23 protein-coding genes are annotated in these 26,354 nt (G+C 66.1%); 9 read left to right on the top strand and 14 right to left on the bottom strand.

The genetic code is table 11. The features are described 5' to 3' along the window. Positions 1 to 141: 141 nt before the first annotated feature. Positions 142 to 579 (top strand): hypothetical protein, encoded by a 438-nt coding sequence (locus HB860_RS16740; RefSeq protein WP_202047523.1) that lies wholly within the window; start codon positions 142 to 144, stop codon positions 577 to 579. A 114-nt stretch (positions 580 to 693) separates the two neighbouring features. On the opposite strand, the gene HB860_RS16735 is transcribed toward HB860_RS16740, so the two are convergent. Then, positions 694 to 1,278: a hypothetical protein gene (locus HB860_RS16735; RefSeq protein WP_247627349.1), complete on the bottom strand. Its 585-nt coding sequence runs from the start codon at positions 1,276 to 1,278 to the stop codon at positions 694 to 696. A gap of 493 nt (positions 1,279 to 1,771) precedes the next feature. Between HB860_RS16735 and HB860_RS16730 the strand changes: the two genes are divergently transcribed. Further along, positions 1,772 to 2,947, top strand: a complete 1,176-nt coding sequence (locus HB860_RS16730; protein ID WP_247627348.1) for an iron-containing alcohol dehydrogenase — start codon at positions 1,772 to 1,774, stop codon at positions 2,945 to 2,947. Between the two features lie 74 nt (positions 2,948 to 3,021). Here HB860_RS16730 and HB860_RS16725 read toward each other — a convergent pair whose 3' ends face one another. From HB860_RS16725 to HB860_RS16715, 3 genes are all read right to left on the bottom strand, one after another. Continuing rightward, complete coding sequence (locus HB860_RS16725) at positions 3,022 to 3,648, bottom strand: glutathione S-transferase family protein (RefSeq protein WP_247627347.1); 627 nt, start codon at positions 3,646 to 3,648, stop codon at positions 3,022 to 3,024. A 101-nt stretch (positions 3,649 to 3,749) separates the two neighbouring features. Next, the gene (locus tag HB860_RS16720) at positions 3,750 to 5,018 is read right to left on the bottom strand and encodes an O-acetylhomoserine aminocarboxypropyltransferase/cysteine synthase family protein (protein ID WP_247627346.1); all 1,269 of its coding nucleotides are present in this window, start codon (positions 5,016 to 5,018) and stop codon (positions 3,750 to 3,752) included. Positions 5,019 to 5,173: 155 nt separating this feature from the next. Next, a complete protein-coding gene (locus tag HB860_RS16715) occupies positions 5,174 to 5,350 on the bottom strand; it encodes a hypothetical protein (protein WP_139439171.1) in 177 nt (58 codons plus the stop codon). Between the two features lie 100 nt (positions 5,351 to 5,450). On the opposite strand from HB860_RS16715, the gene sgrR reads away from it, so the two are divergent. The 3 genes from sgrR to HB860_RS16700 are packed head-to-tail and all read left to right on the top strand — an operon-like array spanning position 5,451 to position 8,379. Beyond that, entirely contained in the window at positions 5,451 to 7,190 is a 1,740-nt protein-coding gene (gene sgrR / locus HB860_RS16710) for an HTH-type transcriptional regulator SgrR (RefSeq protein ID WP_247627345.1), read from the top strand. A gap of 50 nt (positions 7,191 to 7,240) precedes the next feature. Continuing rightward, the gene (locus HB860_RS16705) at positions 7,241 to 7,636 is read left to right on the top strand and encodes an acyl-CoA thioesterase (RefSeq protein WP_247627344.1); all 396 of its coding nucleotides are present in this window, start codon (positions 7,241 to 7,243) and stop codon (positions 7,634 to 7,636) included. Between the two features lie 29 nt (positions 7,637 to 7,665). Continuing rightward, complete coding sequence (locus tag HB860_RS16700; protein WP_247627343.1) at positions 7,666 to 8,379, top strand: hypothetical protein; 714 nt, start codon at positions 7,666 to 7,668, stop codon at positions 8,377 to 8,379. Between the two features lie 48 nt (positions 8,380 to 8,427). Here HB860_RS16700 and HB860_RS16695 read toward each other — a convergent pair whose 3' ends face one another. Continuing rightward, positions 8,428 to 9,177: a lipase secretion chaperone gene (locus HB860_RS16695; protein WP_247627342.1), complete on the bottom strand. Its 750-nt coding sequence runs from the start codon at positions 9,175 to 9,177 to the stop codon at positions 8,428 to 8,430. Beyond that, complete coding sequence (locus tag HB860_RS16690; protein WP_247627341.1) at positions 9,174 to 10,085, bottom strand: lipase family alpha/beta hydrolase; 912 nt, start codon at positions 10,083 to 10,085, stop codon at positions 9,174 to 9,176. Before HB860_RS16690 ends, HB860_RS16695 begins: the two co-directional genes overlap by 4 nt. 280 nt (positions 10,086 to 10,365) lie before the next feature. On the opposite strand from HB860_RS16690, the gene HB860_RS16685 reads away from it, so the two are divergent. Both HB860_RS16685 and HB860_RS16680 read left to right on the top strand, forming a co-directional pair. After that, positions 10,366 to 10,791: a hypothetical protein gene (locus HB860_RS16685; RefSeq protein ID WP_139439193.1), complete on the top strand. Its 426-nt coding sequence runs from the start codon at positions 10,366 to 10,368 to the stop codon at positions 10,789 to 10,791. Between the two features lie 23 nt (positions 10,792 to 10,814). Then, positions 10,815 to 11,429, top strand: coding sequence for a superoxide dismutase (locus tag HB860_RS16680; RefSeq protein ID WP_247627340.1), 615 nt, complete (start codon positions 10,815 to 10,817; stop codon positions 11,427 to 11,429). A 78-nt stretch (positions 11,430 to 11,507) separates the two neighbouring features. On the opposite strand, the gene HB860_RS16675 is transcribed toward HB860_RS16680, so the two are convergent. From HB860_RS16675 to HB860_RS16640, 8 genes are all read right to left on the bottom strand, one after another. Then, positions 11,508 to 12,434: a SanA/YdcF family protein gene (locus HB860_RS16675; RefSeq protein ID WP_139439156.1), complete on the bottom strand. Its 927-nt coding sequence runs from the start codon at positions 12,432 to 12,434 to the stop codon at positions 11,508 to 11,510. 155 nt (positions 12,435 to 12,589) lie between these two features. Next, the gene (locus HB860_RS16670; RefSeq protein WP_247627339.1) at positions 12,590 to 15,334 is read right to left on the bottom strand and encodes a collagenase; all 2,745 of its coding nucleotides are present in this window, start codon (positions 15,332 to 15,334) and stop codon (positions 12,590 to 12,592) included. A gap of 177 nt (positions 15,335 to 15,511) precedes the next feature. Next, the gene (locus HB860_RS16665; RefSeq protein ID WP_247627338.1) at positions 15,512 to 16,921 is read right to left on the bottom strand and encodes an AMP-binding protein; all 1,410 of its coding nucleotides are present in this window, start codon (positions 16,919 to 16,921) and stop codon (positions 15,512 to 15,514) included. A gap of 10 nt (positions 16,922 to 16,931) precedes the next feature. Next, positions 16,932 to 17,861, bottom strand: coding sequence for an o-succinylbenzoate synthase (menC, locus tag HB860_RS16660; protein WP_247627337.1), 930 nt, complete (start codon positions 17,859 to 17,861; stop codon positions 16,932 to 16,934). Next, a complete protein-coding gene (gene menB, locus HB860_RS16655; RefSeq protein WP_139439149.1) occupies positions 17,861 to 18,721 on the bottom strand; it encodes a 1,4-dihydroxy-2-naphthoyl-CoA synthase in 861 nt (286 codons plus the stop codon). The genes menC and menB overlap by 1 nt, the downstream gene beginning before the upstream one ends. Before the next feature lie 86 nt (positions 18,722 to 18,807). Continuing rightward, positions 18,808 to 19,617 (bottom strand): 2-succinyl-6-hydroxy-2,4-cyclohexadiene-1-carboxylate synthase, encoded by an 810-nt coding sequence (menH, locus tag HB860_RS16650; RefSeq protein ID WP_282101244.1) that lies wholly within the window; start codon positions 19,615 to 19,617, stop codon positions 18,808 to 18,810. 93 nt (positions 19,618 to 19,710) lie between these two features. After that, on the bottom strand, positions 19,711 to 21,444 hold the full coding sequence (menD, locus tag HB860_RS16645; protein WP_247627335.1) for a 2-succinyl-5-enolpyruvyl-6-hydroxy-3-cyclohexene-1-carboxylic-acid synthase: 1,734 nt from the start codon (positions 21,442 to 21,444) through the stop codon (positions 19,711 to 19,713). 30 nt (positions 21,445 to 21,474) lie between these two features. Further along, a complete protein-coding gene (locus tag HB860_RS16640) occupies positions 21,475 to 22,794 on the bottom strand; it encodes an isochorismate synthase (protein WP_247627334.1) in 1,320 nt (439 codons plus the stop codon). 208 nt (positions 22,795 to 23,002) lie between these two features. Between HB860_RS16640 and HB860_RS16635 the strand changes: the two genes are divergently transcribed. Next, entirely contained in the window at positions 23,003 to 23,908 is a 906-nt protein-coding gene (locus tag HB860_RS16635) for a 1,4-dihydroxy-2-naphthoate polyprenyltransferase (protein ID WP_162519292.1), read from the top strand. Positions 23,909 to 24,181: 273 nt separating this feature from the next. After that, a complete protein-coding gene (gene cstA, locus HB860_RS16630) occupies positions 24,182 to 26,308 on the top strand; it encodes a pyruvate/proton symporter CstA (RefSeq protein ID WP_139439139.1) in 2,127 nt (708 codons plus the stop codon). The last annotated feature ends 46 nt before the right edge of the window (positions 26,309 to 26,354 follow it).

Raw genomic sequence — 26,354 nt, 5'->3', positions numbered from 1 at the left:
CCCCCGTCTGGCGCCATCCACCCTCTATCCCAGATAGCTGCCAGCTGGTGGTCAAGTTGGCCTGCAACTTGCTGAGTCATGGTGATTGGCGGGGAGTGTCTCCCCGGACGCCGGTTTGGCCGGCAGCAGCTTGGAGCCTTCATGGACATCAAACCCTATGGTCAGCAACTCGCCCAGAGTGCGTCCCACAGCCGTGCCCTGGCCACCCTCAGTGGCGATGACAGCCAGCAGGGGAGCTGGGATCAGCAGGTCAGCCTCTCCAGCCAGGTGCTGACCGGCAAGGCGCAGCAGGTACTGACTTACGAGCATCTGGCCAGAAGCGGCAAGAGCGCCTCCCTGGCCGGGAGTGCCAACAATACGGTGGTGCAGCAGCTGGTGGACAAGGCACTCGGCTTCGATCGCAAAAAATTTGACGATCTCGAGAGCCAGATCAAGGGGGTGGCCGACAACAAGACGCTCTCGGCCGAAGAGCGGGAGACCCAGACCCGAGCCCTGACCGAGCAGCGTGATGCCATGCTCAAGGCGGCCATGGACAGGCTCACCGGCAAGTCGTCGAGCGGGCAGAGCACCCAGGCCTGATAACACCGACTCGAACGGCAATCTTTGGTGTCGGATGGGCAAGATGTTGCCCCGGATGCCGGGGAAGGATGAAGCAGGGAGCGCCAGCGCCCTCCCTGCCGCAGACGGTGTGCCTCAGGGCTGTTTGGGCACGATTCCTATGGCGATGGCCGTGGTCTGGACGGCCTTGATCTGATCCCCTTTGGCGATCAGGGCGAACTGGGCCGGATCCCTCACCTTGAGGGTGAGGGTATTGTCCACCCCCTTGACCCTGATGGTCTGCTGCGCCTTGTCGACGTCGATGACGTCGGCATAGATGGTGACCTGCATACCAGCCCCGGCGCCCGGTTGCTGGCCGGCGGCCGCCTTGCTCCCCTCTACCTCCACCACCCGCTTTCTCACGCCGGCCGTGCCCTTGAGCAGCTCGAGATCCAGCAGTTGCAGGTAGCGCAGCGCCACCACGTCCCCCACCTTGAGGTTCTGGAGGTTGGTCACCTCTTCCCCGGCGACCAGATCGAAGGTCTCGCCTTCGGCATTCTTCAGGCTGATCTTGCGGGTCGCGAGATCGAGGGCGGTGACGGTCGCCTCGGCCTTCACCTCTTCTGCCAGACTGGCCTGGCCCGGAGTGACGGCCACATTGGCGGTCACCTCGGCGGCCTGTATCAGGGGATTGACACAGAGAGTGAGCACTCCTGCGATCCATGCGTGCTTCAGTTTCATGATTAGACCCTATGGCTGGAAAACAGAACCCCGTGAGAGGCGTCAGGATGACGACATGGCGCGGCGCCATGACGGAGCAGGGGAGTGAGCCCCCTGCTCCAGTGACACCATAGCAAAGTCACACCTGAGTACCATCATGCCAAAGAGAGCGCATCACCATTTTGATGGCTCGCTCCCGTTTTTGACCTGATGGGATGACGGCATGGCGCGGCGCCATGGGGGAGCAGGGGACTGCGCCAGTGACACCATGGAAAGTCATGCCTGAGTACCATGATCCCAAAGGGGGCGTATCACCATGTTGATGGCTCGCTCCCGTTTTTGACCTGATGGGATGACGGCATGGCGCGGCGCCATGAGGGAGCAGGGGACTGCGCCAGTGACACCATGGAAAGTCATGCCTGAGTACCATGATCCCAAAGGGGGGGCATCACCTTGTTGATGGCTCGCTCCCGTTTTTTGACCTGATGGTATGGCTGGCGCACAATCCCCCTGCATGCATTCAACCGAGGGCTCTGCCGTGTACAACTTCCAATATGCCAATCCCACCCGCGTCTGTTTCGGGGAGGGCCAGATAGCCACGCTGCCGGAGCTGATCCCGGCGGGCAGCCGCCTGCTGGTGCTCTACGGCGGCGGCAGCATCAAGCAGAACGGCGTCTATGAGCAGTTGACCCAGGCGCTGGCGGGCAGGGAGTGGCTGGAGTTTCCCGGCATAGGTGCCAACCCCCAGTACGATCAGCTGATGGAGGCGGTGGCCCTGGTCAAGCGCGAGCGCATCGACTTCCTGCTGGCGGTCGGCGGCGGATCCGTGGTGGATGGCACCAAGTTCGTGGCCGCCGCAGCCTGCTTCGAGGGGGAGGATCCCTGGGACATCCTGCTGGAGAAGGCGCCGGTCAAGGGGGCGCTGCCGCTCGGCTGCGTGCTGACCCTGCCTGCCACCGGCTCCGAGAGCAATCCCGCCGCCGTGGTGAGCCGGGGAGAGGCCAAGCTCTCCTTCTACAATCCGCTGGTGCTGCCCCGGTTTGCGGTGCTGGATCCCACCACCACCTACAGCCTGCCGGTACGCCAGGTGGGCAACGGCGTGGTGGATGCCTTCGTCCATATCCTGGAGCAGTACCTTACCTTCCCGGTGGGCGGGGATGTGCAGGACCGGCTGGCGGAGGGCCTGCTGCAGGTGCTGGTGGACAACGGCCCGCGGGCGCTGACGGAGCCCACCAACTACCAGGTGCGGGCCAACCTGATGTGGGCCGCCAGCCTGGCCCTCAACGGCCTCATCGGGCGCGGCGTGCCCCAGGACTGGTCCACCCATGCCATAGGTCACCAGCTCACCGCCCTGCATGGGCTGGATCATGCCCAGAGCCTGGCGGTGGTGCTGCCCTCCTTGCTGCGGGAGCAGGCGGCCCAGAAGCAGGAGAAGCTGGCCCAGTTCGCCGAGCGGGTCTGGCACTCCCGCCGGGAGGACAAGGCGCTGCGCATCGAGGAGGCCATCATCCGCACCGAGCAGTTCTTCCAGCAGATGGGAGTGGGCACCCGACTCGCCGACTACGGCCTGAACGAAAGCTGCATCCCCGCCATCTGTTCCAACCTCAAGCGCTTCGGGCTGACCGCCCTGGGTGAGCAGCAAGATATCGATCCCGACAAGGTGGCGCGGATCCTCTCCCACGCGCTCTAGGCCTCGATTTCCGAGCTGAAAAGAAAACGCCCCGAGTCCGGGGCGTTTTGCATGCTGTGGTGAGGTGCCGGGGCTCAGGCCCCCTGATCCAGCTCGCGCTCCAGGGCTGCCGCCTTCTGGCGGGCCGGATGGGTATTGAGCCGCTGCCAGTAGGCCTCAAGGTGCGGGAACCGGGCCAGCTGGCCGCCCTGGGCCAGCAGATCCACCAGGAAGGAGTTCATGATGTCGGCGCCGGAGAGGCGATCCCCCACCAGATAGCGGCGGCTTGCCAGCACCTCGTTGAGATAGCCCAGCACCTTGGCGCACTCCGCCTGGGCGTAGCCCGGCAGGAAGCGCATCGGGCTGCCATCCTTGCGCACGAACATGTCCAGCAGCAGCGGCAATATGCCGGAGCTCTCGGCGAAGTGGATCCATTGCAGGTACTTGGGGTAGTCGGGGCTGTCGGTGGCTGGGGCCAGCCGCTCGGGGGCGTGGCGGGCTATCAGGTACTCGGTGATGGCGCCGGATTCTGCCAGCACCCGGCCGTCGAACTCGATGACCGGCGACTTGCCGAGGGGGTGGATGGCCTTGAGTTCGGGCGGTGCCAAAAAGGTGGTGGCGTCGCGCTGGTAGGCCTTGATCTCGTAGGGCAGGCCCAGCTCCTCGAGCAGCCAGATGATGCGCTGGGAGCGGGACTTGTTCAGGTGGTGCAGGACTATCATGGGAACCTCGATTCGGTGGCGGGATTGGGTGTACGAAGGGGCGAGGCAAGTGGTTCACCGATGGACAAAAAAGAGCGGGCAGATGCCCGCTCCGTGCCGACTCAGGCTTCCAGCGCCTGATCCAGATCCGCCAGTATGTCTTCGATCGCCTCGATTCCGACCGACAGCCGGATCATCTCCGGCTTGACCCCGGCCTTGGCCTGCTCGTCTTCGCTCAGCTGGCGATGGGTGGTGGAGGCGGGGTGGCAGGCCAGGGACTTGGCATCCCCTATGTTGACCAGCCGCTTGAAGATCTTCAGCGCATCGTAGAAGCGCACCCCCGCCTCATACCCTTCCTTCAGACCGAAGGAGAGGATGGCCGAGGGGCGGCCGCCCATGTACTTCTCCGCCAGCGGATAGTGGGGGTGACCCGGCAGACCGGCGTAGCTGACCCAGGCCACCTTGGGGTGGTGCCTGAGGTGGTGGGCCACCCGCAGGGCGTTGTCCACGTGGCGCTCCATGCGCAGGCTCAGGGTCTCCAGCCCCTGCAGCAGCAGGAAGGCGTTCATCGGCGCCAGGGCCGCCCCCGTGTTGCGCAGGGGCACGGTGCGCACCCGGCCGATGAAGGCGGCCGGGCCAAAGGCGTCCGTATAGACCACCCCGTGATATGAAGGTTCGGGTTGGGTCAGCTGGGGGAAGCGCTCGGCGTGATCCGCCCAGGGGAACTTGCCCGAGTCGACGATGACGCCGCCCAGGGAGTTGCCGTGACCACCGACATATTTGGTGAGGCTGTGCACCACTATGTCGGCGCCATGCTCTATGGGTTTGCACAGCACAGGGGTGGCGACCGTGTTATCGACGATGAGGGGCACGCCGCGGGCGTGGGCCACCCTGGCGAAGGCCGCCAGATCGACGATGTTGCCCGCCGGGTTGCCGATGCTCTCGCAGTAGACCGCCTTGGTCCTGTCGTCGATGAGGGCGGCGATGGCCTCGGCGCTGTCGTCCTTGGCGAAGCGCACCTCGACCCCGAAGCTCGGCAGCATGTGGGCGAACAGGGTGTAGGTGCCGCCATAGAGCTGGGGGGTGGAGACGATGTTGTCACCGGCGGCGGTCAGCGCCTGGATGGCGTAGGTGATGGCAGCGGAACCCGCCGAGACCACCAGCCCGGCGATGCCCCCCTCCAGGGCGGCCATCCGCTGTTCCAGCACGTCGTTGGTGGGGTTCATGATGCGGGTGTAGATGTTGCCGGGCACCGCCAGGTTGAACAGATCCGCCCCGTGCTGGGCGCTGTCGAACTCGTAGGCCACCGTCTGGTAGATGGGCACGGCCACCGCCTTGGTGGTGGGGTCGCTGGAAAAGCCGTGGTGCAGGGCCAGGGTCGCATCTTTCATCACACACTCCTTGTTGGACGTCGTCGCCATTATGGATGGATAGACGTCCAATCTAGCAGGCCCTGTGCCGATGTAAACCACCCAATCCGGCAAAGCATTGTCAGGGGCTTGCAGTGATCCTGCCGCGCCCTTTCCCGTCCGGAGTCCTGGCCCGATCAGAGGCGGCGACGATACTCCCTGTCGTCTATCTGCTGCATGTCCCACTGCATCAGGCGGTTGAGCTGCTGCATGGGATCCTCGATCAGGGTCAGAGGGCGGGGCTGGATCCGGCGGAAGTAGCGGCGCATTCCTTGCTGGATCCGGTTCGGTGCATGGGGGTTGGTCTGGCTCATGATGGTGCTCCTGTGCTGTGGTGCTCACGTTCGCCAACAGTATTGAGCTAAAATGAGGAAGTAAAAACTGACGACTTCATTGACAAGGATTTCCTCTTTTATGCCCAGCCGCCGCCTCTACCAGCAATTTCAACGGCTCGCCCAGCAGCTTGGCTGCGATGAGCGGGAGACCAGCCTCGCCGAGGTGGCGGATCTGCTCTGCTGCACCCCGCGCAACGCCCGTCTGCTGCTGCGGCGCATGCAGGATCAGGGCTGGCTCAGCTGGTCGGCGGAGGCGGGACGGGGGCGGCGCTCCCGGCTCATCTTGCTGGACAATCAGGAGAGCCTGACTCGCCGCCGCCTGCGGGATCTGCTGAGCCAGGGCCAGCTCGCCCAGGCGGTGCGGCTGGCGGAGGGGCGGCTGGACTTGCTCACCCCGCTGCTCATCGAGCAGCTCGGTCAGGCCACCCGGGAGGGGCGCCAGATCCTGCGGGTGCCCTACTACCGGCCACTGCCCCACCTGCTGCCCACGGATCCCCTGCGCCGCTCCGAGGTGCACCTCAGCCGCCAGATCTTCAACGGCCTCACCCGGCGAAATGAGGAAAATGGGGAAATCGAGGGGGACCTGGCCCACCACTGGGAGTGTCTCGGCCCCTGTCACTGGCGCTTCTACCTGCGCCCGGCGGTGCGCTTTCACCACGGCCGCGAGCTGGCGGTGGAAGATGTGATGGAGAGCCTGCTCGGCCTGCGGGATCGCCCGCTGTTTGCCCACCTCGCCCGGCTGGAGAGTAGCTGGCCGCGCACCCTGGATCTGCACCTCGACAGCCCGGATCCCCTGCTGCTGCAACTGCTGGCGGAGCCGGTGGCGGCCATCCTGCCCCGCGAGCTCAAGGGGGAGGCGGGCTTTGCCCTGCACCCGGTCGGCACGGGCCCCTACAGGGTCACCGCCAACGATCCCCTGCAGCTGTGCCTTGCGGCCTTCGACGACTACTTCGGGCTGCGGGCCCTGCTCGACGAGATCGACATCTGGATGCTGCCGGAGCTGGCGGAGCGGCTGGAGAGCCACCTGCAGCTGGGGCGCGACAGCCCCGAGCTTGGCACCATGCGCGGCGAGTCGGAGCTGGAATCGGGCTGCTACTTCCTGCTGCAGGACGACAGATCCCTCCCGCTGCAGGATCCCGCCCTGCGCCAGTGGCTGACCCGGCTGCTCAACCCCATCGCCCTGATGGGACGGGTCGCCCCCGAGCTGCAACGGGGCTGGACCAGTGCCCTCGGCCTGCTGCCCCACTGGCGCGAAGCCCTGCCCGCCGAGGAGCCTCAACCTGCGCTGTTGCCGACCCGGCTGGTGCTGGCCTGTTTCAACCAGCATCTGGAGTTCAACGAGTGTGCCAATGTCATGGCCAACCTGCTGGCAGAGCAGGGGATCCGGCTCGAGGTGCGCACCCTGGATTACGGCCGCTGGGTGAGCGGGGAGGATCAAGACGTGGATCTCTGGCTCGGCACCCTGAACCTGGAGCACGAACACGCCTTCGCCCCCTACGCCTGGCTCCAGGGCACCCCCTTGCTGCGCCGGGTATGGGGCGGCCAGCAGGCCCTGTGGCAGGGATTGACGCAGTGGCGCGCCAGCGGCGCCGAGCCAGGCCCGCGGGCCTTGCTGGCCGAGGTGCAGCGCCAGGGCTGGTTCGTGCCGCTGTTTCACCACTGGCTGGAGCTCGAGAGCCGGGTCGGCGTGCACGGGGTGCGGATGACGGCTCTCGGCTGGTTCGATTTTCGCAGCGCCTGGCTCAGACCCGAACAGGGGATGGCGGCGCCGGAAACCGGAGGCGGCTCCCACCCGGATGCCGGGACGCTTGAGTCATAAGGGTTGGCGCGCTAGCCTGTGCGCGGTCCCACGACAAGGAGTCGATATCCATGCTGGAAATGCAGATCCAACCCCGTTTTCAAGAGACGGACGCCCTCGGCCACATCAACAATACGGTGCCGGCGGTCTGGTTTGAATCGGCCCGTGATCCCCTGTTCCGCCTCTTCTCTCCCGAGCTGGATGTGCACGACTGGCATCTGATCATCGCGGGCTATGCGGTGCAGTTCAAACGGGAGCTGTTCTATGGCCAGCAGGTATTGATCAAGACGGGGGTGCGGCGCATCGGCACCAGCTCCTTCACCCTCTGGCAGGAGGCCTGGCAGGGGGGCGAGCTGGCGGTGACCGCCGAGACGACCCTGATCCATTTTGACTACCAGACCCGTCAGTCCCTCCCCCTGAGTGACGCGCACCGGGAGGGGCTGAGGGCCTGGCTGGTAGAGAGTTAACCTGGCCTTTTGGCCATCACAGGACACTTATGCGCAAGACAGCGATCGCCCTGAGCCTCGGCTTGGGACTGGGACTCTGCTCCCTGCCTTCTCTGGCCACCACCCTGGCCGAGCAGTTCACCCTGATGGAGAAGGGGGCCGACTATGGTCTCGACACCCGGCTGTTCAGCCATGACGGTGTGGACATCAAGGCCTGGATCGACGGGGTTCCCGTCATCATAGCCGTGCCCATACTGAACGAGCAGGGCAAGCAGGAGGGGGAGAGCCGCTACTACTTCAAGGGGGGCAAGCTGTTCGGGGTGAAGGAGCCCGCCGCCCAGTTCGCCTTCGATGACGGCGGCAAGTTGACTCAGTGGCTGGATGAGAAGGGGCAGCCCGCCGAGTTCGTCAGCAAGATGAGCATGCAGCAGCGGGAGGCCTGGCTCACCAAACGGGCGGCCGAGCTGAGCGCGCTGTTCGTGCCGAGTCAGGCGGAGCAGCAGGCTGGCGAAGGCGGCGTCAAGCTGAAGGGGGCCGAGCTGACCCGGTGGCTCTGCAACGGCAAGCTGATGGCGCTGGCCAAGGGCGACAAGGTGACCTTCGAGCAGGCCAGGCTCAAGGCGGGCGCTGAGGGCATGAAGGGGGAGGTCTCCCTGCGCCAGGAGAAGGGGTGGCAGGACCTCTGCCTCACCTGCGAGGTACAGGGCACCCAGGTGACCCGCCTCACCTGGCAGCCGCTGCCGGGTGCCAACAAGCCGCAATGAGTGCGATAACAGCATGAAGCGAGGGGGCCGTCGGGGCCCCCTCGCCATTTATGGCCGCTCCCCGAGCCTCTGCCGGGTCAGCGCCTCCACCCGCCGCCACTGCCCAGGCTCGAACCAGCGCGCCAGGATCGCCTGCTGCTGCCCGGCCCTGTCCAGGGGGAGCAGGGGCTCGAGTTCCGCCAGATAGCCCGCCAGCTGCCGCTCGAACCCTTGCTGGCTCTGCGCCAGCTGGCGCAGCCGATCCACCGCCTCAGGCCCCAGCTGTTCCAGCAGCACGGCGTCCCGTTCGGCGGGGGAGAGCCGCTCCAGGCGCTGCAGATCGCCGAGCAGGCGGCCGTTGGCCTCCGCCTCCCTGAACCACTGGGGCTGTTCCGCCAGCCAGAGCGCCAGCTCTTCCCCCAGCATCACCCTGTCGGCGGCGTCGGCCTCTGCCAGCGCCTTGCGCCTCAGGGTCCACTGCTCCATCAGCCTCTCTTCGGCAAACAGCGACGCCTGCTCGGCGGGGCTGAAGTGTTGCCGGCGCAGCCGTTCACGCTCGTCAAACAGCAGCTGCAGGCTGGCGAGGCCGGGATCCGTCGGCACCGTCAGGCTCCCTTCCGCCCGCAGAAACTGCCGATAGCGGGCCAGCATGGCGTCCTCTTCGTCCGTCTCGCCCTGCTCCAGCCGCTGGGCCAGCTGGTGGCGCAGGGCTCCCCGCTCGGGGGCTGCCGCCAGATCAGGGGCAGGCTCGGGCCAGAGCAGGAGTGTGCCCAGCAGGGCCGCGCCCAGGGAGAGGGCGACCAGCAGGAGCCGTCTCATAGCCCCAGCCTCTGCAAGCGGTTGGCATGCTGGCGATAGAGGGTGACGGGATCCGTGTCGAACAGGTGGTGGATGCCGAACGACTGGTTCACCTCGTCCAGGTGGTTCATCCGGTAAGCCGTGCCTATCACCTTGCCGAGGTGGCTGCTGCAGACCCCGACCAGGCCGTCATTGGGCTCGTGAAAGAAGGTGCCGGTCAGTGCCAGCGCCGGATCCACCGGATCCAGAATGTTGGTCATGTTGCCGCGCCCGCTCCAGGAGAAGTAGTAGACGCCGTTGTCGGCCAGCAGGGGCCCCTCGCCGCAGTGCTGGCTGGGCAGTCCTTCCGGATAGCGCTGGTTGAAGCGCTGGGCACCGGCGCTGGTCAAGGCATCGAGGGAGGCGAGGGGATCCTGGGGCAGGTCACTGCCGCCGGAGAGCAGCGAGATGACCCCGGAGAGCGCCGAGGCGGCGGCCACCGTCAGCTGCTCGGCCACCGAGCCCGGCGCCACCCTGGCGCGCACCAGGTCGGCGATCTCGGAGCCCTGGTTGACGCCCCCCACGCTGGTGGCGGAGGCGACCAGCTCGGGGGCGACCGAGGCCACATAGCGAATGGTGGGGCCGCCGTGGGAGTGACCTATGAGGTTCACCTTGTCGGCCCCCGTGACGGCGAGCACCTGCTGTACCTGCCTGAGCAGCTGTTCGCCGCGCAGCTCCGAACTCTGGGTGGCGGAGACCTGTGCCACGTAGACGCGGGCACCGTCCCGGGTCAGGGCCTGGGGAATGCCGTAGAAATAGTCGACCCCGAGCAGCTTGTCGAAGCCGAACAGCCCGTGCACCAGCACTATGGGGTAGCGGGTCTGGGTATAGCCGGCCCCCTGGCCCAGCATGGGCAGGGCGCACAGGAGCACCAATAGCCATCTTTTCATCTTCACCATCCTTGTGAAAACCGGCTGCGCTCCGGCAGCCACCGGCCTCATGCCGGTAGCAGCAGCATGGTAGCTGAACTCAAATGTATCTGTGGATGGGATCACTAAACCGGGGATTGCAGAAAAACCCTACCCATATGGGCAAAAAGAGGCTGCGCCAACTATTCCTTGTGTCCGCTCATCAAATAAGTTAAATAATAATTATTATCATTTGAGTGTCTGAGTCATGACGGTAACCTGGGTGAAGGGATGGGTCGGTGCCACCGACGGGGAGAGCAGCATGGCGCACTGGAAGGCGCAGACCCTGAGTGGCAATCGCCACTTCGATGCGGGAGAGCACGCCAGGGCGCTCGACTATTACCAGCAGGCCCTGTGGCTGGCCCGTCAGCAGTTCGCCTGCTGGCCAGATGCGGACGAAGCCGTGGCCGCCCTGGTAGTGGCCCACCACAACCTGGCGGATCTGCTGGTGGCCATGACGCTGCCGGACAGGGCCGCCGACATGTTGTGCCATGTCCACGACTGCCTGCTCGCCACCAGCCAGTCTCCCGCAAGCCCGGATCCCCTGCGGGCGGCGGCCCTGCGCCATAGCCGCAGCACCCGCACCGAGCTGCTCGCCTTCGTGCAGAAACACGGTCATCACGACGGCATTTTGCGCTGCCTCGGTCAATGTCAGTGCCAGACCGAGCCCGCCCATCGATTGCATTGAGCCCAACAAGAGAGAGAACGAACATGAGCCATACCCTGCCTGCCCTCGCCTATGCCTATGACGCGCTGGAGCCTCACATAGACGCGCTGACCATGGAGATCCACCACAGCCGTCACCACCAGACCTATATCACCAACCTCAATGCCGCCCTGGCCGAGCTCCCCGAGCTGGCGGCCCTGCCGGTGGACGAACTGCTCGCCCGTTTCGACAGCCTGCCGGTGAGCGTGCAGGGGGCGGTGCGCAATCACGGTGGCGGCCATGCCAACCACAGCCTGTTCTGGCAGGTGATGAGCCCGCAAGGGGGCGGTGAGCCGGGCGGTGAGCTGGCCGAGGCGATCAATCGGGATCTGGGGGGACTGGATGCCTTCAAGCAGGCCTTCACCCAGGCGGCCCTGAGTCGCTTCGGCAGCGGCTGGGCCTGGCTGGTGGTGGACAAGGCGGGCAAGCTGCAGGTGGTGAGCAGCGCCAACCAGGACAGCCCCCTGATGGAGGGGCTGGTGCCCGTCCTGGGGCTGGACGTGTGGGAGCACGCCTACTACCTCAAGTACCAGAACAAGCGTCCGGACTATATCGCCGCCTTCTATAACGTGGTCAACTGGCCGGAAGTGGCGCGTCGCTACCAGCAGGCGCTGGCATAAAGAGCGGCATTTACTGCCATAGATGAAAAAAGAGACCCGCCGGTTGGCGGGTCTCTCTTTGGGGTTTCGTCACCGAGCTCAGTCGGTTGCCTTGTCTGCATCAGTCGCTACCGCCGCACTGGTCACCTCGGCAGCACTCGATGTGGCGGGGGCACTGCTGGCTGCCGTGGCTAAGGCCGAACTTGTCGCGGTCGCTACCGCCGCGCTGGGCACGGGTTGTGATGGCTTCGCGGGCTTGGCCGGCGTCTTGGCCGCGGGGATCGGCAGGCAGGGCTGGCTGGCCCCTATGGTGCTCAGGGGCTGACAGGGGATGGGACCACCGATGACGATGGGCTCGCCGAGGAACTTGGGCCCCTTGTCCAGCACGTAGAGGTCGAGCAGCCCCATCAGCCGGGCGAACACCTCGCGCACCCGGGTCTTGATGCCCTGATAGGCGCTGGGATCCAGGGCGTTGAAGCCGACCGCCTCGATGCCGAAGTGACGGGCGATGAAGATGGCGCGCTCGTTGTGGAAGGCCTGGGAGACCACGGTGAAGCGGGCCTGACCGAACACCTCCTTGGCCCGCACTATGGAGTCCAGGGTGCGAAAGCCCGCGTAGTCGCTGTAGATGGCGCTGGCGGGGATGCCCGCCTGGATCAGGGCCCGCCGCATCTGGCGCGGCTCGTTGTACTGGACGGTGGCGTTGTCGCCGGAGACCAGGATGTAGTCCACCTTGCCGTTGTTGTAGAGCTCGGCGGCGGCCTTGATCCTGTACTTGAAGTAGTGGTTCGGGCTGCCCCCGATCAGATACTTGGAGGTGCCGAGCACCAGGGCGACCCGATTGTAGGGCACCGCCTCGACGTCGTCGTAGGTGTAGTGACGGGCGTCGGAGACGGTCCACTCGCTGTAGCCCAGCAGCGCGGCGACTGAGGCCAGCAGCAGGCAGAGGCAGGCGAGCAGGATCTTGGCAAACTTCTTCATGCGCGGTGCGGTTCGGGTCTGAAGTAAGAGATGACAGGGGGCCATTCTATTACAAGTTGCCGTGGCGCGTCAGGTTTGATGCGCCCCCATGGCGTCACTCGGGCACAGGCTGTCGCAGAGCGCGGCGCTATCTTGAGCCCATCAAGGGGCGCCATAAACAAGGGCGGCCATGGCCGCCCTTCCTCATTCATGGCTCACCCTCAATGGGCCGAGTCGTTCGCCTTGCACTCCTCAGATTCCTTGTTGGCGTCCCACCAGGGCAGCAGATCCCGGACGAGCCAGGCCTGATAGGCCTCGCTGTCGTTTGCGATCAGGGCGTCCAGCTCGGCCTCGAAGTCGCTCATCGCCTGCTGTTGATCCGGGCCTCGCAGGGCCCGGGCCATGGCCAGCCAGCTGGCGCCACGGCCGGTCTCGCTCAGGAAGCGATGCACAGTGTAGGACCAGGAGTAGACCATCTCGCCCCCCTTGTCGTAATCCAGGTGCAGTATGTCGGCCAGGGCAGGTCGTTCGGCCGCCGGGCGGCCGGCTACGTTGTCCAGGCCGCGGGCGAAGCACTGGCCGTGGGCGATGAACTCCGCCAGGCCTTCCGACCACCAGGTGGTGCGGTTGAGCGGGTAGTGGCCGAAGCTGCCGTACTGGTTGAAGCGACCGTCCAGGTAGTGGACGTACTCGTGGCGCAGGTTCCACACCTGGAAGGCGGGGCGTTTCCACTCTGCTTCATAGGCGAAGAAGCGGGCCTGATTGCCGGGACGGGCCGGATCCCCCTCGATGTAGATGCCGCCGTTGTCGGTGGAGACGCCGCCAAACAGGGCGCTGCCGTAGCGTTTCCAGTCGGCGGAGGAGTCGAAGATCACCAGCTCAAGCGCCTCGTTGAGATCGTCCGCCACCGGCTGACCGCCGGTCTCCATCTGGCGGTGGAACTGCTGCTCCTCGGCCCCCAGCTCACGGCAGATCCCCTCGGCCTGATCCATGGTCAGATCCTGGGCCCGCAGGCGCAGGGTCGGCGAGCAGGTGTGCTCGAACGGCAGCACGTCCTCCACCCGGACAGGGGTGCAGAGTCCGGTGAAGTCGCCGCTGATGCAGGCCTCGCCGGTGCGATCCGTGTAGGTCAGGTAGTAGGTGGAGAGGGTCAGCGACATGTCGTCCAGCAGATCCTGGCTCTGCTGGCCGCCCGGGATCAGGTCGTGGTGGCGAACGAGGGCGATGACGGAGTCATCCAGCAGCCTGCGGTAGCCATCGAGCTCGTCCGGGCGGGTGTAGCGGGCGACCCGGTAGAGGCGGGTGTAGGCATCCAGCACGTTGTTGAGCAGGAACAGATCCGCGCCGTCCCGTCCCTTCCACAACGCGAGCTCGCTCATGCCGAGGGCGTGCAGCTGCTGGCGCAGCTCGCCATCCTGCTGGCGGAAGTCGGCGGCGAAGGCGTCGCTATGGTCGCTGGCGAAGTCGAGGAAGTTGAGCAGATCGAACAGGCCGGTGGCCCAGGGGTACTGGCCGTTGATCTCGCTGGCATGGCGGGTGGCGTAGGCCAGCATCTGGTTGAACTGGCCGAGCAGGGTGCCAAAGCGGCTCTGCACCGCCGGGCTCCTGAACTGGCCGTGCAGGGCGATACTCCAGGCCCCCATGACGGCACCCACCTCGTCGCTGGCCTGCTCCGGGTAGAGCAGCGGATGGGCGCCGAGTGCGGTCAGTGCCTCGGCCAGCGCCTCGGCGGCGGCCGGGCCGTCCTCCTTGTGCTTGCCGTAGTTGTGGTAGTTGTGGGCACGCACGTATTCCAGCAGCAGCTTCATGGCCGGATGGGCCGGCTGATTGGCCGCCAGCAGGCTCTGGATGCCGCGGGACACCGCCAGCAGCTTGCGGTCATCGTGGCCATAGTTCTCCTGCCAGACCGGGGCGGGCTGGCCACTGGCGTCCTGTACTATCCTGGCGGCGTCGGCGTCCAGCAGATCGGTATCGGGCAGATCCGGTTCGGAACAGGCGCGGCCGTCGGCGCGGCGGCAGTCGAGCTGCTCCTCCTTGCTGGCCAGCACCAGGGGGCGATTGAGCACCCGGCTCTCCTGCCACTCGGTTGTTTCCGGCAGGGTCTGCCATTCGCTGCCGCCGACCGGGTATTGATAGCCGGTGTCCTTCAAGACCACCTGCACCTCGCTGCCGGCGGGCAGGGTCTGGCGGCACACCCGGTAGCTGATGGTCTTGTCCCCTTCCTGGCGGGTCTGGGGTTCATCGCACTCCTGCTGTGCCCTGGTCTCGTCCAGTTGCCAGCTGTATTGGCGCCAGACGTGGATCTCGCTCACCTGGCGGGCGGCCTGGCTGCCCGCCACCGGTTGCAGGCGGAAGAAGATCTGCTCGAGGCGGCCATCCCGCTCGTTGGGGGTCTCTTCCAGCACTTTCAATTGCTGCCAGTCTCGGGGCTGGTACTGCCATGCCTGCTCGGCGCAGCGCCCCTCGGCGTTGAGTTCGCAGCGATCCAGCTCCTGCTCGCTGTGACCCAGGACGATGCGCTCGGGGAGCGGCAGGTTGTCCTGACGGGGTGCGGTCGGGGTGCCCGCCAGCGGCTCCCAGCGGCCCTGCTTCATGCCGTAGCCAAAGTCATGGCTGCGGGCCGGGACGGCCTTGCCGGCCGGCACCACCTCTTCGCAGCTGAGGTAGCGGATCTGCCAGCCCTGCTCGACCCTGAGCTGCGGCTCGCCGCACTGCTGCTCGGCCAGGGCCGCCAGGTTGGCGTCGCGCCAGTCGAAGCGGCGATACACCCTCAGCTGCTGATAGGGGGCGTCGCCGCTGCGGGCGCTCAGCTCATAGGTCACTTCGGTGAGGCTGTCCCCCAGCTGACGGCTGGATTCACCTGTGAGTTGATACTGTTGCCAGTCGGGGGAGTAGCTGGCCAGCGCCGAGGTGGCGAGCAGGCCGGGGGCTGCCAGGAGCAGCAGCCGGGTAGAGAGGTGATTCATCATGATCCCTTTGGTGGATGGAGTGACGTGGGGACCAGACAGGGTATTGGGCTCCAAAAGAATATCAACGAACCAGATGGCACCGAGAAATCATGTATTCGGGAGCAAACAACATAAAAACAGCCCCAAAGGGAGCTGTGTTGATAGCAAGGACTCAGCCCCATATGGGGGGCGGCGTCACTCCTCTTGCCGCAGGCTACGGGCGAGCAGGGTGCGGGAGGGTTTCAGGCTGCCGCCGAGATCCGGCCAGGGCAGCCAGCGATCCGGCACCATAAAGCCGGGCAGGGTGGCTCTGATCCAGGCGGCCAGCTCGGCGTGGGGCACGGGCTCTGCCAGCCAGTCGATAAAGGCGGCGGGTCGCTGCCCCCACTGCGCGCTGGGGATGGGCACCACCAGGGCCTGGGCCACGGCGCCGTGATCCACCAGCCGCTGCTCTATGATCTCGGGCTGGATGTTCTCCCCTCCCGAGATGAAGAGGTTGTCGAGCCGCCCCTCCACCACCAGCTCGCCGTCCGGGGTGAAATAACCCTTGTCCCGGGTGTGGAACCAGCCCTCTTCATCCAGCGGCAGCACCAGCGCTCCGGCCTGGAAATAGCCGGCAAACAGGGTGTCGCCGCGCACGCAGATCTCCCCCTGGCGGATGCAGACCTCCCGCCCGGGCAGGGGCCTGCCCACCACCCCGGCACCGGCAGGCTGGCCGGTGCAGACCTGGCTGCCCATCTCGGAGAGGCCATAGCTCGACTTGGGGGTGAACCCCAGGGCCTTGAGCTGGTTGACCAGGGGCTCAGGGATGGCGGCCCCCCCGAGCAGCAGCTCGCGCAGGCGGGTGCGAGCGGGGTCGAAGCCTTGCGCCAGCAGGCGCCAGAGCTGGGTCGGCACCAGCGAGAGGTGGGTGATGGGCTGATCCTCGAGCCGCTCCTTGAGGGGCTGGGTGCGATCGTCCAGCACCAGGCTGGCCCCCGCCAGGAAGACCCGGAACAGGATGGCGTAGCCGCCCACGTGAAACAGCGGCAGGGAGAGCAGCCAGCCGCTGTCGCCATCGAGCGGGATCAGGCTGGCCGAACCCCGGGCCGAGGCCAGGTGGTTGGCGAGGCGGTGCACCACCGCCTTGGGGCTGCCGCTGGATCCCGAGGTGAGGATCATGTTGCTCTGTTGGGCCGGTTCAAGCGGCCAGGCTTCCTCACTGGCCGGCAGTTCGCCCGTGAAGTCGAGCCGCAACGGCAATCCGCTCCCCACCGGAGTCTCGCCCGCGGACCAGAAGGCGCAGGCGTCCAGCTGTGCGGCCAGCTCGGCCTGTCTGGGGAGGGGGAAGGCGGGATTGAGCGGGCAGAAGACGAGGCCGCTGCGCACACAGGCCCAGGCCAGCAGCACGTCCTCCAGGGCGCCGCGCACCACGGCGGCCAGCCGATCGCCGGCCTTTAAACCCGCCAGCTCGAGCTGGTCGCACAGGCCGTTGAGCCGCGCATCCAGCTGCCGGTAGCTGAGGGAGGTGTCGCCGTGGATGGCGGTGCGCTCGGGCGCCGCCTGTGCCCAGTGGCGCACCGGGCAGGCTGTCAGCGAGGCGTCAGCTGCACGGACGGGCTGCATGGAGGCCCCTTCAGTCACGGTGAAACAGGGGAGTCATCAGGCTTGGGTCGGGTTGACCCTGCTTGTCCAGCAGGTCCCTGGCCAGCCAGCGCCTGGTATCGAGGCCGGGGGCCTGATCCGGGGCCCACTCCCCCGCGAGGCGGGCGAGCTGACCGAGGCCGACGCCGGACTCGAAACAGGAGGAGACGATCACCTTCAGCTTCAGCTCGCGGGCGCGGGCCACCAGGGCCTCGCTGTTGGCCAGGGAGCCGAGCAGGGTCGGCTTGAGCACCAGGGCCTTCAGCTGGGGTATGGGTTCCCAGGGCTTGCCCTGGGCCAGCAACTCGTCGAGGGCCACCGGCATGCCGGTGCGGTTGGCGACGAAGGCGATGTCGGTAAAGTCGGCGCACAGATCTTCCAGGTATTCGATACGGTTCGGATCCAGGTGACCGCAGAAGGCCCAGGCCTCCTCGCGGGTCCAGCCCTGGTTGGCATCCAGCACCAGCTTGAGATTGGGACGCCGATCGAGCAACAGGCGGATCAGCGCCAGCTCGTCCCGCATGGGGTAGCGGGCCACCTTCAGCTTGGCCTTGAGCGGGGTCTCGTGCAGCCACTGCTTCCAGTTCTTGAGCAGCTCCTGGGGGGAGCCCTGAATGAGGGGATAGGGTTCGGGCAGGCTGGCGTCCTGCTGTGGCCAGTGACGGCGGGCACAGTCGAGCCCGAATTGCACCGAAGGCAGCCGGGGGGCCGGGGTCTGTCCCCGGGCCAGCTGCGCCAGGCAGGCCAGGCTCTCGGCCTGCGCCTCGGCCAGGCTCTCCCTGGAGAAACCGGGCAGGGGGGCTATCTCCCCCCAGCCGTCGTTGATGCGCACCAGCAGGCCCTCTCGCGCCACCTCCACCTTGCCGTGAAAGGTCAGGGGCTGGGTAAAGGGCAGTTGGTAGCGATAGAGGGCGAGTGTCATCAGGGGTTCCGCTTGTATTTGGAGAAGTCGGGGCGGCGCTTCTCGTTGAAGGCGTTGCGCCCTTCCTGACCCTCTTCGGTCATGTAGAAGAGCATGGTGGCATTGCCCGCCAGCTCCTGCAAGCCGGCCTGGCCGTCGCAGTCGGCGTTCAGGGCGGCCTTCAGGCAGCGCAGCGCCATGGGGCTGTTTTGCAGCATCTCCCGGCACCAGCGCACGGTTTCCCGCTCCAGCTCGGCCAACGGCACCACTGTGTTGACCAGCCCCATGTCGAGGGCTTGGCTGGCGTCGTACATGCGGCACAGGAACCAGATCTCGCGAGCCTTCTTCTGGCCGACGATGCGGGCCATGTAGGAGGCGCCCCAGCCGCCGTCGAAGGAGCCCACTTTCGGGCCTGTCTGGCCGAACTGGGCGTTGTCGGCGGCTATGGTCAGGTCGCACATCATATGCAGCACGTGGCCGCCACCGACCGCGTAACCGGCCACCATGGCCACCACGGGTTTGGGGCAGGTGCGGATGTCGCGCTGGAAGTCGAGCACGTTGAGGTGGTGAGTCCCCTCGTCGTCCTGGTAGCCACCGTAGTCGCCCCGGATCTTCTGGTCACCGCCGGCGCAGAAGGCCTTCTCGCCAAAGCCGGTCAGTATGATGGTGCCCACCTTGTCGTCGTAACGGGCATCGGCCAGGGCCTGCAGCATCTCTTTCACTGTGCGGGGGCGGAAGGCGTTGCGCACCTGGGGACGGTTGATGGTGATCTTGGCAATGCCATCCAGGGACTTGTGATAGAGGATGTCCTCGTAACCGGCGGAGCAATCCTGCCACTCAATGGGAGCGTACAGTTCCGCTTCCGTCATTGCCTCAATCATGGTTTTTTCCTTCTGGTGTGGTAATGGTCAGCCGGGCAATCCTGTCAGGGGCGACGGTGGCATAGGGTTGCGCTTCCGTCATTGCGTCAGTCATGACTCTTCTCTTCTGGTTGCTTGACCCAGTCTTGCAGGAGCCGGGCAAAGGTGTCGGGCTGGCTGGCGTGCAGGTTGTGCCCGCCATCCAGAGCCAAGTGATTGATATTGCAGCCTTGCTTGACCAGCTGGCAAGCCAGGCGATGGAATTTGTGATCCCGGCTGCCGGAGATCCAGCGCACCGGCAACCGGGTTTGGCCCAGCCAGGGGGCGAGATCCGGCTGCTTGCCAAGGGAGGTGGCACGCAGCATGGTCGCCACGGCGGAACCCTCGTTGCCAAGGCGTTTCGCCATTTGGCGGCCACGGGCCTCCTCGTCCAGATCGGCGAACACCCCCTGCCGGTACCAGTCGGCGAGCACCAGGGCCAGGGGCTCGCACTCGAAGCGCCGGGCCCAGCCCTCGTCGTGGGCGAGGCGGGCGGCACGCTCGGCCTTTGGCAGACCCGGATGGCAGTTCTCCAGCAGGAGCGCCTGCAACCCGGCGGGGGACTGGCTGGCGTGATAGAGGGCGAGCCGCCCCCCCAGGGAATAGCCCGCCAGCCGATAGCGCGCGATATCCCGCGCGGCCAGCTCGCCGCAGAGCCAGCGATGGGCCTTGTCAAAGCCGCTCACCCTCAGCCCCTTGTTGCTGCCGTGGCCCGGCAGATCCAGGGCCAGGCACTCGATGCCGGGCAGGGCCTGGATGACAGGCCGCCAGTCGTCGGCATTGCCGAGCAGGCCGTGCAGCAGCACCAGTGTTGGCTGGGTTCTGTTAGTGGCCACGGATAGCCGCTCCCAATGCCTTGAGATCCTCGGCTGCCTCATGGTCACGCAGGACCTTGATGTCATATGCCACGGATAAGGGTTCCCAATGCCTTGAGATCCTCGGCCACCTCGTTGTCACGCAGGACCTTGATGTCATATGCCACGGATAAGGGATCCCAGTGCCTTGAGATCCTCGGCCACCTCGTTGCTCGGCACCTTGATTTCAATCAGGGTTACCCCTTTTTCCAGGGCGGTTACGTAATCTTGCTCGAACTCGGCCAGGGTGGTCGGCGCCCTGTAGTGCAGGCCGAACATGGCGGCGGCGTGCTCGAAGTGCAGGCCGTGGGGCAGGCAGTAGTAGGTCTCCAGCAGCTGATCCCGGGTCGGCACCGGCAGCATGCGGAAGATGCTGCCACCGTCGTTGTTGAGCAGGATCACCACCAGGGGGCGGCTCGATTTGCCGAGCAGGGCCAGGCTGTTGAGATCGTGCAGGGCACTGAGATCCCCGAGCAGCAGTGTGGTCGGCTCGTCGCTGGACAGGGAGAAACCGAAGGCCGTGGCGATCAGGCCGTCGATGCCGGAGGCGCCGCGGTTGGTCATCAGCCGGCTGGGGCCCTTGCCGGTTTCGCCGAGCATGTCCATCAACCGGGCCGGCATGCTGTTGCCGACGAATAGCTGGCCCTGGATGAGCTGGGTCAGCCGGTGGCAGACCCCGAGCTCGGAGAAGCGATCGCAGGCGCGGCGAATGTGACTGCTGATGCCCTGCTGGCGCTCCGCCAGCCGGTGCCAGGGCAGGTGGCGATGGTCCACCGGATGGGCCGCGGCGAAGGCGCCGGGCGTGCACACCAGGCGGCGACGCAGCCGGTAGTCCGGATCCAGCCTGGCCGGTTGCGGGTCCACCAGCCAGTAATCCTGCCAGGGGTGCTGCTTGATGAACTGGCCGAGCCGCTTGGAGATGAGGCGGGCACCGAACTGCAGCAGCACCTCGGCCCGGGCCAGCTCGGTCACGAAGCAGCTGTTTTGCAGGGCAAGATCCATGTGGATGAGGTTGCGGCTGTCGAAGCGGATCTGGCTCTGCAAGTCCGCCAGCAGCGGCCAGCCGAGGCGCTCCGCCAGCTGGGCCACCCGCTGCGCCTCGGCCGGATCCTGAATGCGGCCCGCGACTATGACGCCGCGCTTGCCCTGCAAGGCGGCCCAGTCGGGCTGGTGGGGGCAGTGCTGCTCGCCCTGCTGCCAGGGGCTCCAGGGCTCCCTTGAATGGAGCCAGTCGCCGAGCGGGGCCAGGTAGTCGGAGAAGTCCAGGTACGCCTCGCCGGGATAGAGGGGCTCGGGGTACATGCAGTTGAAGTGAACCGGCCCCGGGGTCAGTGCCTGCTTGGCCAGGGCCTGATCCACCGAGCTCAGCACGAAGGCCGCCGGTATGGTCGGGGTGGGACTCGGCAGGTTCTGCTGATAGACGGGGTAGCGACCGAAGATCCCCTGCTGATCGATGGCCTGGTTGGCGCCGTTGTCGATGAGCTCGGGCGGTCGATCGGCCGAGAGAATAATCAGCGACACGCCTGTGAGCTGGGCCTCGGCCACCGCGGGCCAGAGGTTGGCTACCGCGGTGCCCGAGGTCATGATCACCGCCACCGGGCGGCCGCTCCCCTTGGCCAGCCCCAGCGCCATGAAACCCAGGCCCCGCTCGTCGAAGTGGAGATGGCGGCGAAAGCCGGCATGGGCGGCGGCGGCCATGGTGAGCGGTGCCGAGCGGGAGCCGGAGGCCAGCGCTATGTCCCGCACCCCGAGGCGATAGAGCTCTTCCAGCAAGAGGGAAGACCAGACGTGGTTGAAGGTGGCATGCTGGCTGGCAAACGCTCGGTGCTCAGGCAATTGGCTGGCGGGCATAAGGCTCTCGCAGTGGGTCGATGAAAAACGCTATCCCAGCAGGGAGAGCACGTTGGCGATCTTGTTGTCGAGCTCGGCCCACTCGGCGGCGGGCTCGGATCCGGCCACTATGCCGGCACCGGCAAACAGGCTGATGCCCCGGGCCGTGATGCGGGCGCTGCGAATGGCGACCGAGAACTCCGAGGTCTCCCGGCTCAGCATGCCGCAGGCACCGGCGTACCAGCCGCGCTCATGGGGCTCGAACTCGCGGATAAAGGCGAGCGCCGCCTCGCGGGGGGCTCCGCCCACCGCCGGGGTCGGGTGCAGGGCGGCCAGCAGTTGCCAGTCGCACACGCCGGGTTTGAGCTCGGCCTCGATGTCGCACTTGAGGTGTTGCAGCAGCCGCAGTTTCAGGATGCGCGGCTCGGTCAGGGTGGCGTCCGTGGTGAGCGGGGCCAGCCGGCTCAGGATGTCGGCGTGCACCAGCCGGTTCTCCAGCCGGTTCTTGCTGTCGGCCAGCAGCTCGGCGGCCAGGGCCGCGTCGGCCGCCTCGTCACCGGAGCGGCGTATGGTCCCCGCCAGCGCCTCGGTGAAGAGGTGGCTCCCCTCCCGGCGATAGAGGCGCTCGGGGGAGCAAGAGATAAAGCTCTGCTCGGGGGAAAACTGGAAGCCGAAGTGGAAGCACTCCTGGGCGTGACTTGCCCACTGGGTGAGCAGGGACCAGGGGCAGAGGGGATCATCCCCATGCTGGCGGGTCAGCACACTCTCCCGGGAGAGCACCACCTTGGGGGTGTGGGCCTGAAAGGCGGGGCTGGTTACCCGCTCTACCAGGGTTTGCCACTGGGCCTGACCCGGGACATCCCGGCGCTGCCAGGGCCGTTTTTGCAGGGCGGGCAGGGGGGCTTCCGGCTGAAGGGCGTCGAGGGCGGCCTCGGCCGCCTGCAGTTCGGCATCCAGATTGCCGTCGGTCAGCCAGAGGTTGAGGCAGAGGCTGACACACTCCCCCCGGCGCACCAGCTCGATGCGCGGCAGCACGAAGCGGCAGGGGCCGAACCCCTGCCAGCCTGGCTGGGCCGGGTCGAACGCCAGGCCGCCGTAGTAGCGGGGGCTGTCTTCACTCGTTGAGTTGGCGAGATCGCAGACCCGCTGGATATCCGCTGGCCGGGTCAGCTCGTGGATGGCGCCGAGGGCCACGTATTCAGGGCTCCTGGGGCCGCGGGCCTGCCAATAGATGCGGGGATACAGGGTCTGCGCCGCCAGCCATCCCGGGAAGAGGTCGACGTTGGCCGCCACGCGCAACCGCACGAAGCCGCTGACATTGCTGTGACGCAGGGCGTCCAGTTGTTGCTTGAGATGGGTCTGAGCCAACATGGATGTCTTGTCTGAGCCGGATAGTCGCAATCGCTCTGGGGAGGATGGCGCAGGTTGATGCCAAAGGGCGATGATTTCCTATATATTATCTGCCCATTCTTCCATGTAAATTGCCCGAGGGAGCCCAGCCCCCACGGAGCCAAGTATACCTAAATCCGGTTCGATAACCCTTAACACGATCAATATCTGATTGTTTGGCCATCACAATATGACAAATACCTTCTCTGTTTGGTTGCTGGCGGCGCGTTTGCGAACACTGCCCCTGGCGTGCTCCTCCATTTTGCTGGGCTCGGGGCTCGCAGCCAGCCGGGGGGCCTTCGACGGCGCCATCATGGGCCTCTCCCTGCTGACCGCCATCCTGCTGCAGATCCTCTCCAACCTGGCCAACGACTATGGTGATGCGGTCTCCGGTGCCGACAACGGCGAGCGGATCGGGCCCCAGCGTGCCGTGGTATCCGGCCTCATCACTCGCCACCAGATGTGCATCGCCATGGGGTTGACCGCCTTGGCGGCCGTGGTGAGCGGCCTCTCCCTGCTGGTCTGTGCCTTCGGGGAGGCGTGGCAGCAGATCCTGACGTTCATCCTGCTGGGGGGCGCCGCCATAGTCGCGGCCATCACCTACACGGTGGGCAAGACCCCTTACGGCTATCGCGGCTTCGGGGACATCTCGGTATTCCTGTTCTTCGGCCTGCTGGGGGTGCTCGGCTCCTACTACCTGTTCACCCATACCCTGGAATGGGATCTGCTGCTGCCCGCCACCGCCTGCGGCCTGCTGGCGACCGCCGTGCTCAACATCAACAACGTGCGGGACATAGAGAGCGATGCCGCCAGCGGCAAGATCACCCTGGCGGTGCGGCTCGGCCGCAACCGCGCCATCGCCTACCACTGGGTGCTGCTGGGGGCGGCGCTGCTGGCCACCATCGCCTTCCTGCTGACCCAGCCCATGAGTATCTGGCCCTGGATCTTCCTGCCCGCCATCAAGCCCCTCACCGATGCCGCCCGCACCCTGCGCGAGAGCTTCGACGGCGAGGTGTTGACCGGCGCCCTCAAGAAGACCGCCATCAGCGCCTTCCTGTTCAGCCTGCTGCTCTCGGTCGGGCTGGCGCTCTCCTGATCGCTGTTCAGCCATGAACTGGTACGCCAGGCGAACAAGGGCCCCGTGAAGGGGCCCTTCCTGTTGCTGTTCCTTGCCGTTTTCTTCAAGTATTTCAGCGCTTTCCTCCTGCTCTTCAGGCCCGATGGCCGTGATCCGGCCGGCAATATTGATAAATTCTCGGAACGGGTCGCCGACTTGTGACGGGCCTCGATTGTGGCACGGCTTCGATTGCTATAGAGATGTAAGCGTATGGGGTTCCATATGTAAAAAACCAATGGCAGGGACAGGCTTATGGACAGGTTAGGGAAACATCTCGGATGGGGGCTGCTGGCACTGCTGGGCGCCAGCTCCCTCGGTTACATCGCCCTCAACAGGGGCGAGCAGATCAATGCGCTCTGGATAGTGGTCGCGGCTGTGTGCGTCTATCTTATCGCCTACCGCTACTACGGGCTCTTCATCGCCAAGCGGGTGCTGGCGGTCGACAGCAGCCGCATGACGCCTGCGGTGCGCCACAACGACGGTCTGGACTATGTGCCGACCGACAAGAAGGTGCTGTTTGGCCACCACTTCGCCGCCATCGCCGGCGCCGGCCCCCTGGTCGGCCCCGTGCTGGCGGCCCAGATGGGCTATCTGCCCGGCATGCTCTGGCTGCTGGCCGGGGTGGTGCTGGCGGGGGCGGTGCAGGACTTCATGGTGCTGTTCGTCTCAACCCGTCGCGATGGTCGCTCCCTCGGCGAGCTGATCAAGTCGGAGATGGGCCCGGTCGCCGGGGTCATCGCCCTGGTCGCCACCTTCATGATCATGGTGATCATCCTGGCGGTGCTGGCGATGATAGTGGTCAAGGCGCTCACCCACAGTCCCTGGGGCACCTACACGGTCGCCTTCACCATACCGCTGGCCATCTTCATGGGGATCTACACCCGCTACCTGAGGCCAGGCCGCATCGGCGAGGTCTCCATCATAGGTCTGGTGTGCCTCATCTTCGCCATCGTCTCCGGTGGCTGGGTGGCCGAGAGCCAGACCTGGGCGCCCTATTTCGACTTCGACGGGGTGCAGCTGACCTGGATGCTGGTGGGCTATGGCTTCGTCGCCTCTGTGCTGCCGGTCTGGCTGCTGCTGGCACCGCGGGACTATCTCTCCACCTTCCTCAAGATAGGCACCATCATAGGCCTGGCCATCGGCATACTGGTGACCCAGCCGACCCTGCAGATGCCGGCGCTGACCCAGTTCGTGGATGGGACAGGCCCGGTCTGGGCCGGGGATCTCTTCCCCTTCCTGTTCATCACCATCGCCTGCGGCGCCGTCTCCGGCTTCCATGCGCTCATCTCCTCCGGCACCACCCCCAAGATGCTGGCCAACGAGAACCAGGCCTGCTTCATCGGCTACGGCGGCATGCTGATGGAGTCCTTCGTCGCCATCATGGCCCTGGTCTCCGCCTGCGTCATCGATCCGGGCGTCTACTTCGCCATGAACAGCCCCCTGGCGGTGCTGGCACCGGCGGGCACCGCCGACGTGGTGGTCTCCGCCGCCGCCGTGGTGAGCAGCTGGGGCTTCCAGATCACCCCTGAGACCCTGACCCGCATCGCCAGCGAGGTGGGTGAGCAGAGCATCATCTCCCGTGCCGGCGGTGCCCCGACCCTGGCGGTCGGCATGGCCTACATACTGCACGGTGCCCTCGGCGGCCTGATGAACGTCGCCTTCTGGTACCACTTCGCCATCCTGTTCGAGGCGCTCTTCATCCTCACCGCGGTGGATGCCGGCACCCGGGCCGCGCGCTTCATGCTGCAGGATCTGATGGGAGTCATCTCCCCCTCCCTCAAGCGGACCGACTCCCTGCCGGCCAACCTGCTGGCCACCGCCCTCTGCGTGCTGGCCTGGGGTTACTTCCTCCATCAGGGGGTGGTGGACCCGCTCGGCGGCATCAACACCCTGTGGCCGCTGTTCGGCATCGCCAACCAGATGCTGGCGGGCATGGCGCTGATGCTGTGCGCCGTGGTGCTGGTGAAGATGAAGCGCCAGGCCTACGCCTGGGTGGCCCTGTTGCCCACCAGCTGGCTGCTCATCTGCACCCTGTCGGCGGGCTGGGAGAAGACCTTCAGCGACAATCCCAAGCTCGGCTTCCTGGCCATCGCGAACAAGTTCCAGGCCATGATCGACAGCGGCGCCATCCCGGCCCAGTACACAGAGTCACAGCTGACCCAGCTGGTGTTCAACAACCGGCTGGATGCGGGGCTGACGCTGTTCTTCATGGGGGTGGTGGTGATCCTCGCCTTCTTCTCCCTGAAGACGGCCATGAAGGCGCTTAAGAACCCGCAGCCGACCGCCAGGGAGACGCCCTACCAGCCGATGCCGGCGCAGCAAGGTGCCCCGCGGCCCGAGTCTGATGACGACGGCGATCTGGCCCCCAGCCTCAAGTAAGTCGGCAGGCCGGCACCCCGGGGTGCCGGCCTCTCCTCGACGGCGA

It is taken from the genome of Aeromonas genomosp. paramedia (assembly GCF_023093515.1).
Taxonomy (GTDB): domain Bacteria; phylum Pseudomonadota; class Gammaproteobacteria; order Enterobacterales; family Aeromonadaceae; genus Aeromonas.
Note: the sequence above shows the minus strand (reverse complement) of the source record. Positions and strands in the feature narration are given on the sequence as shown.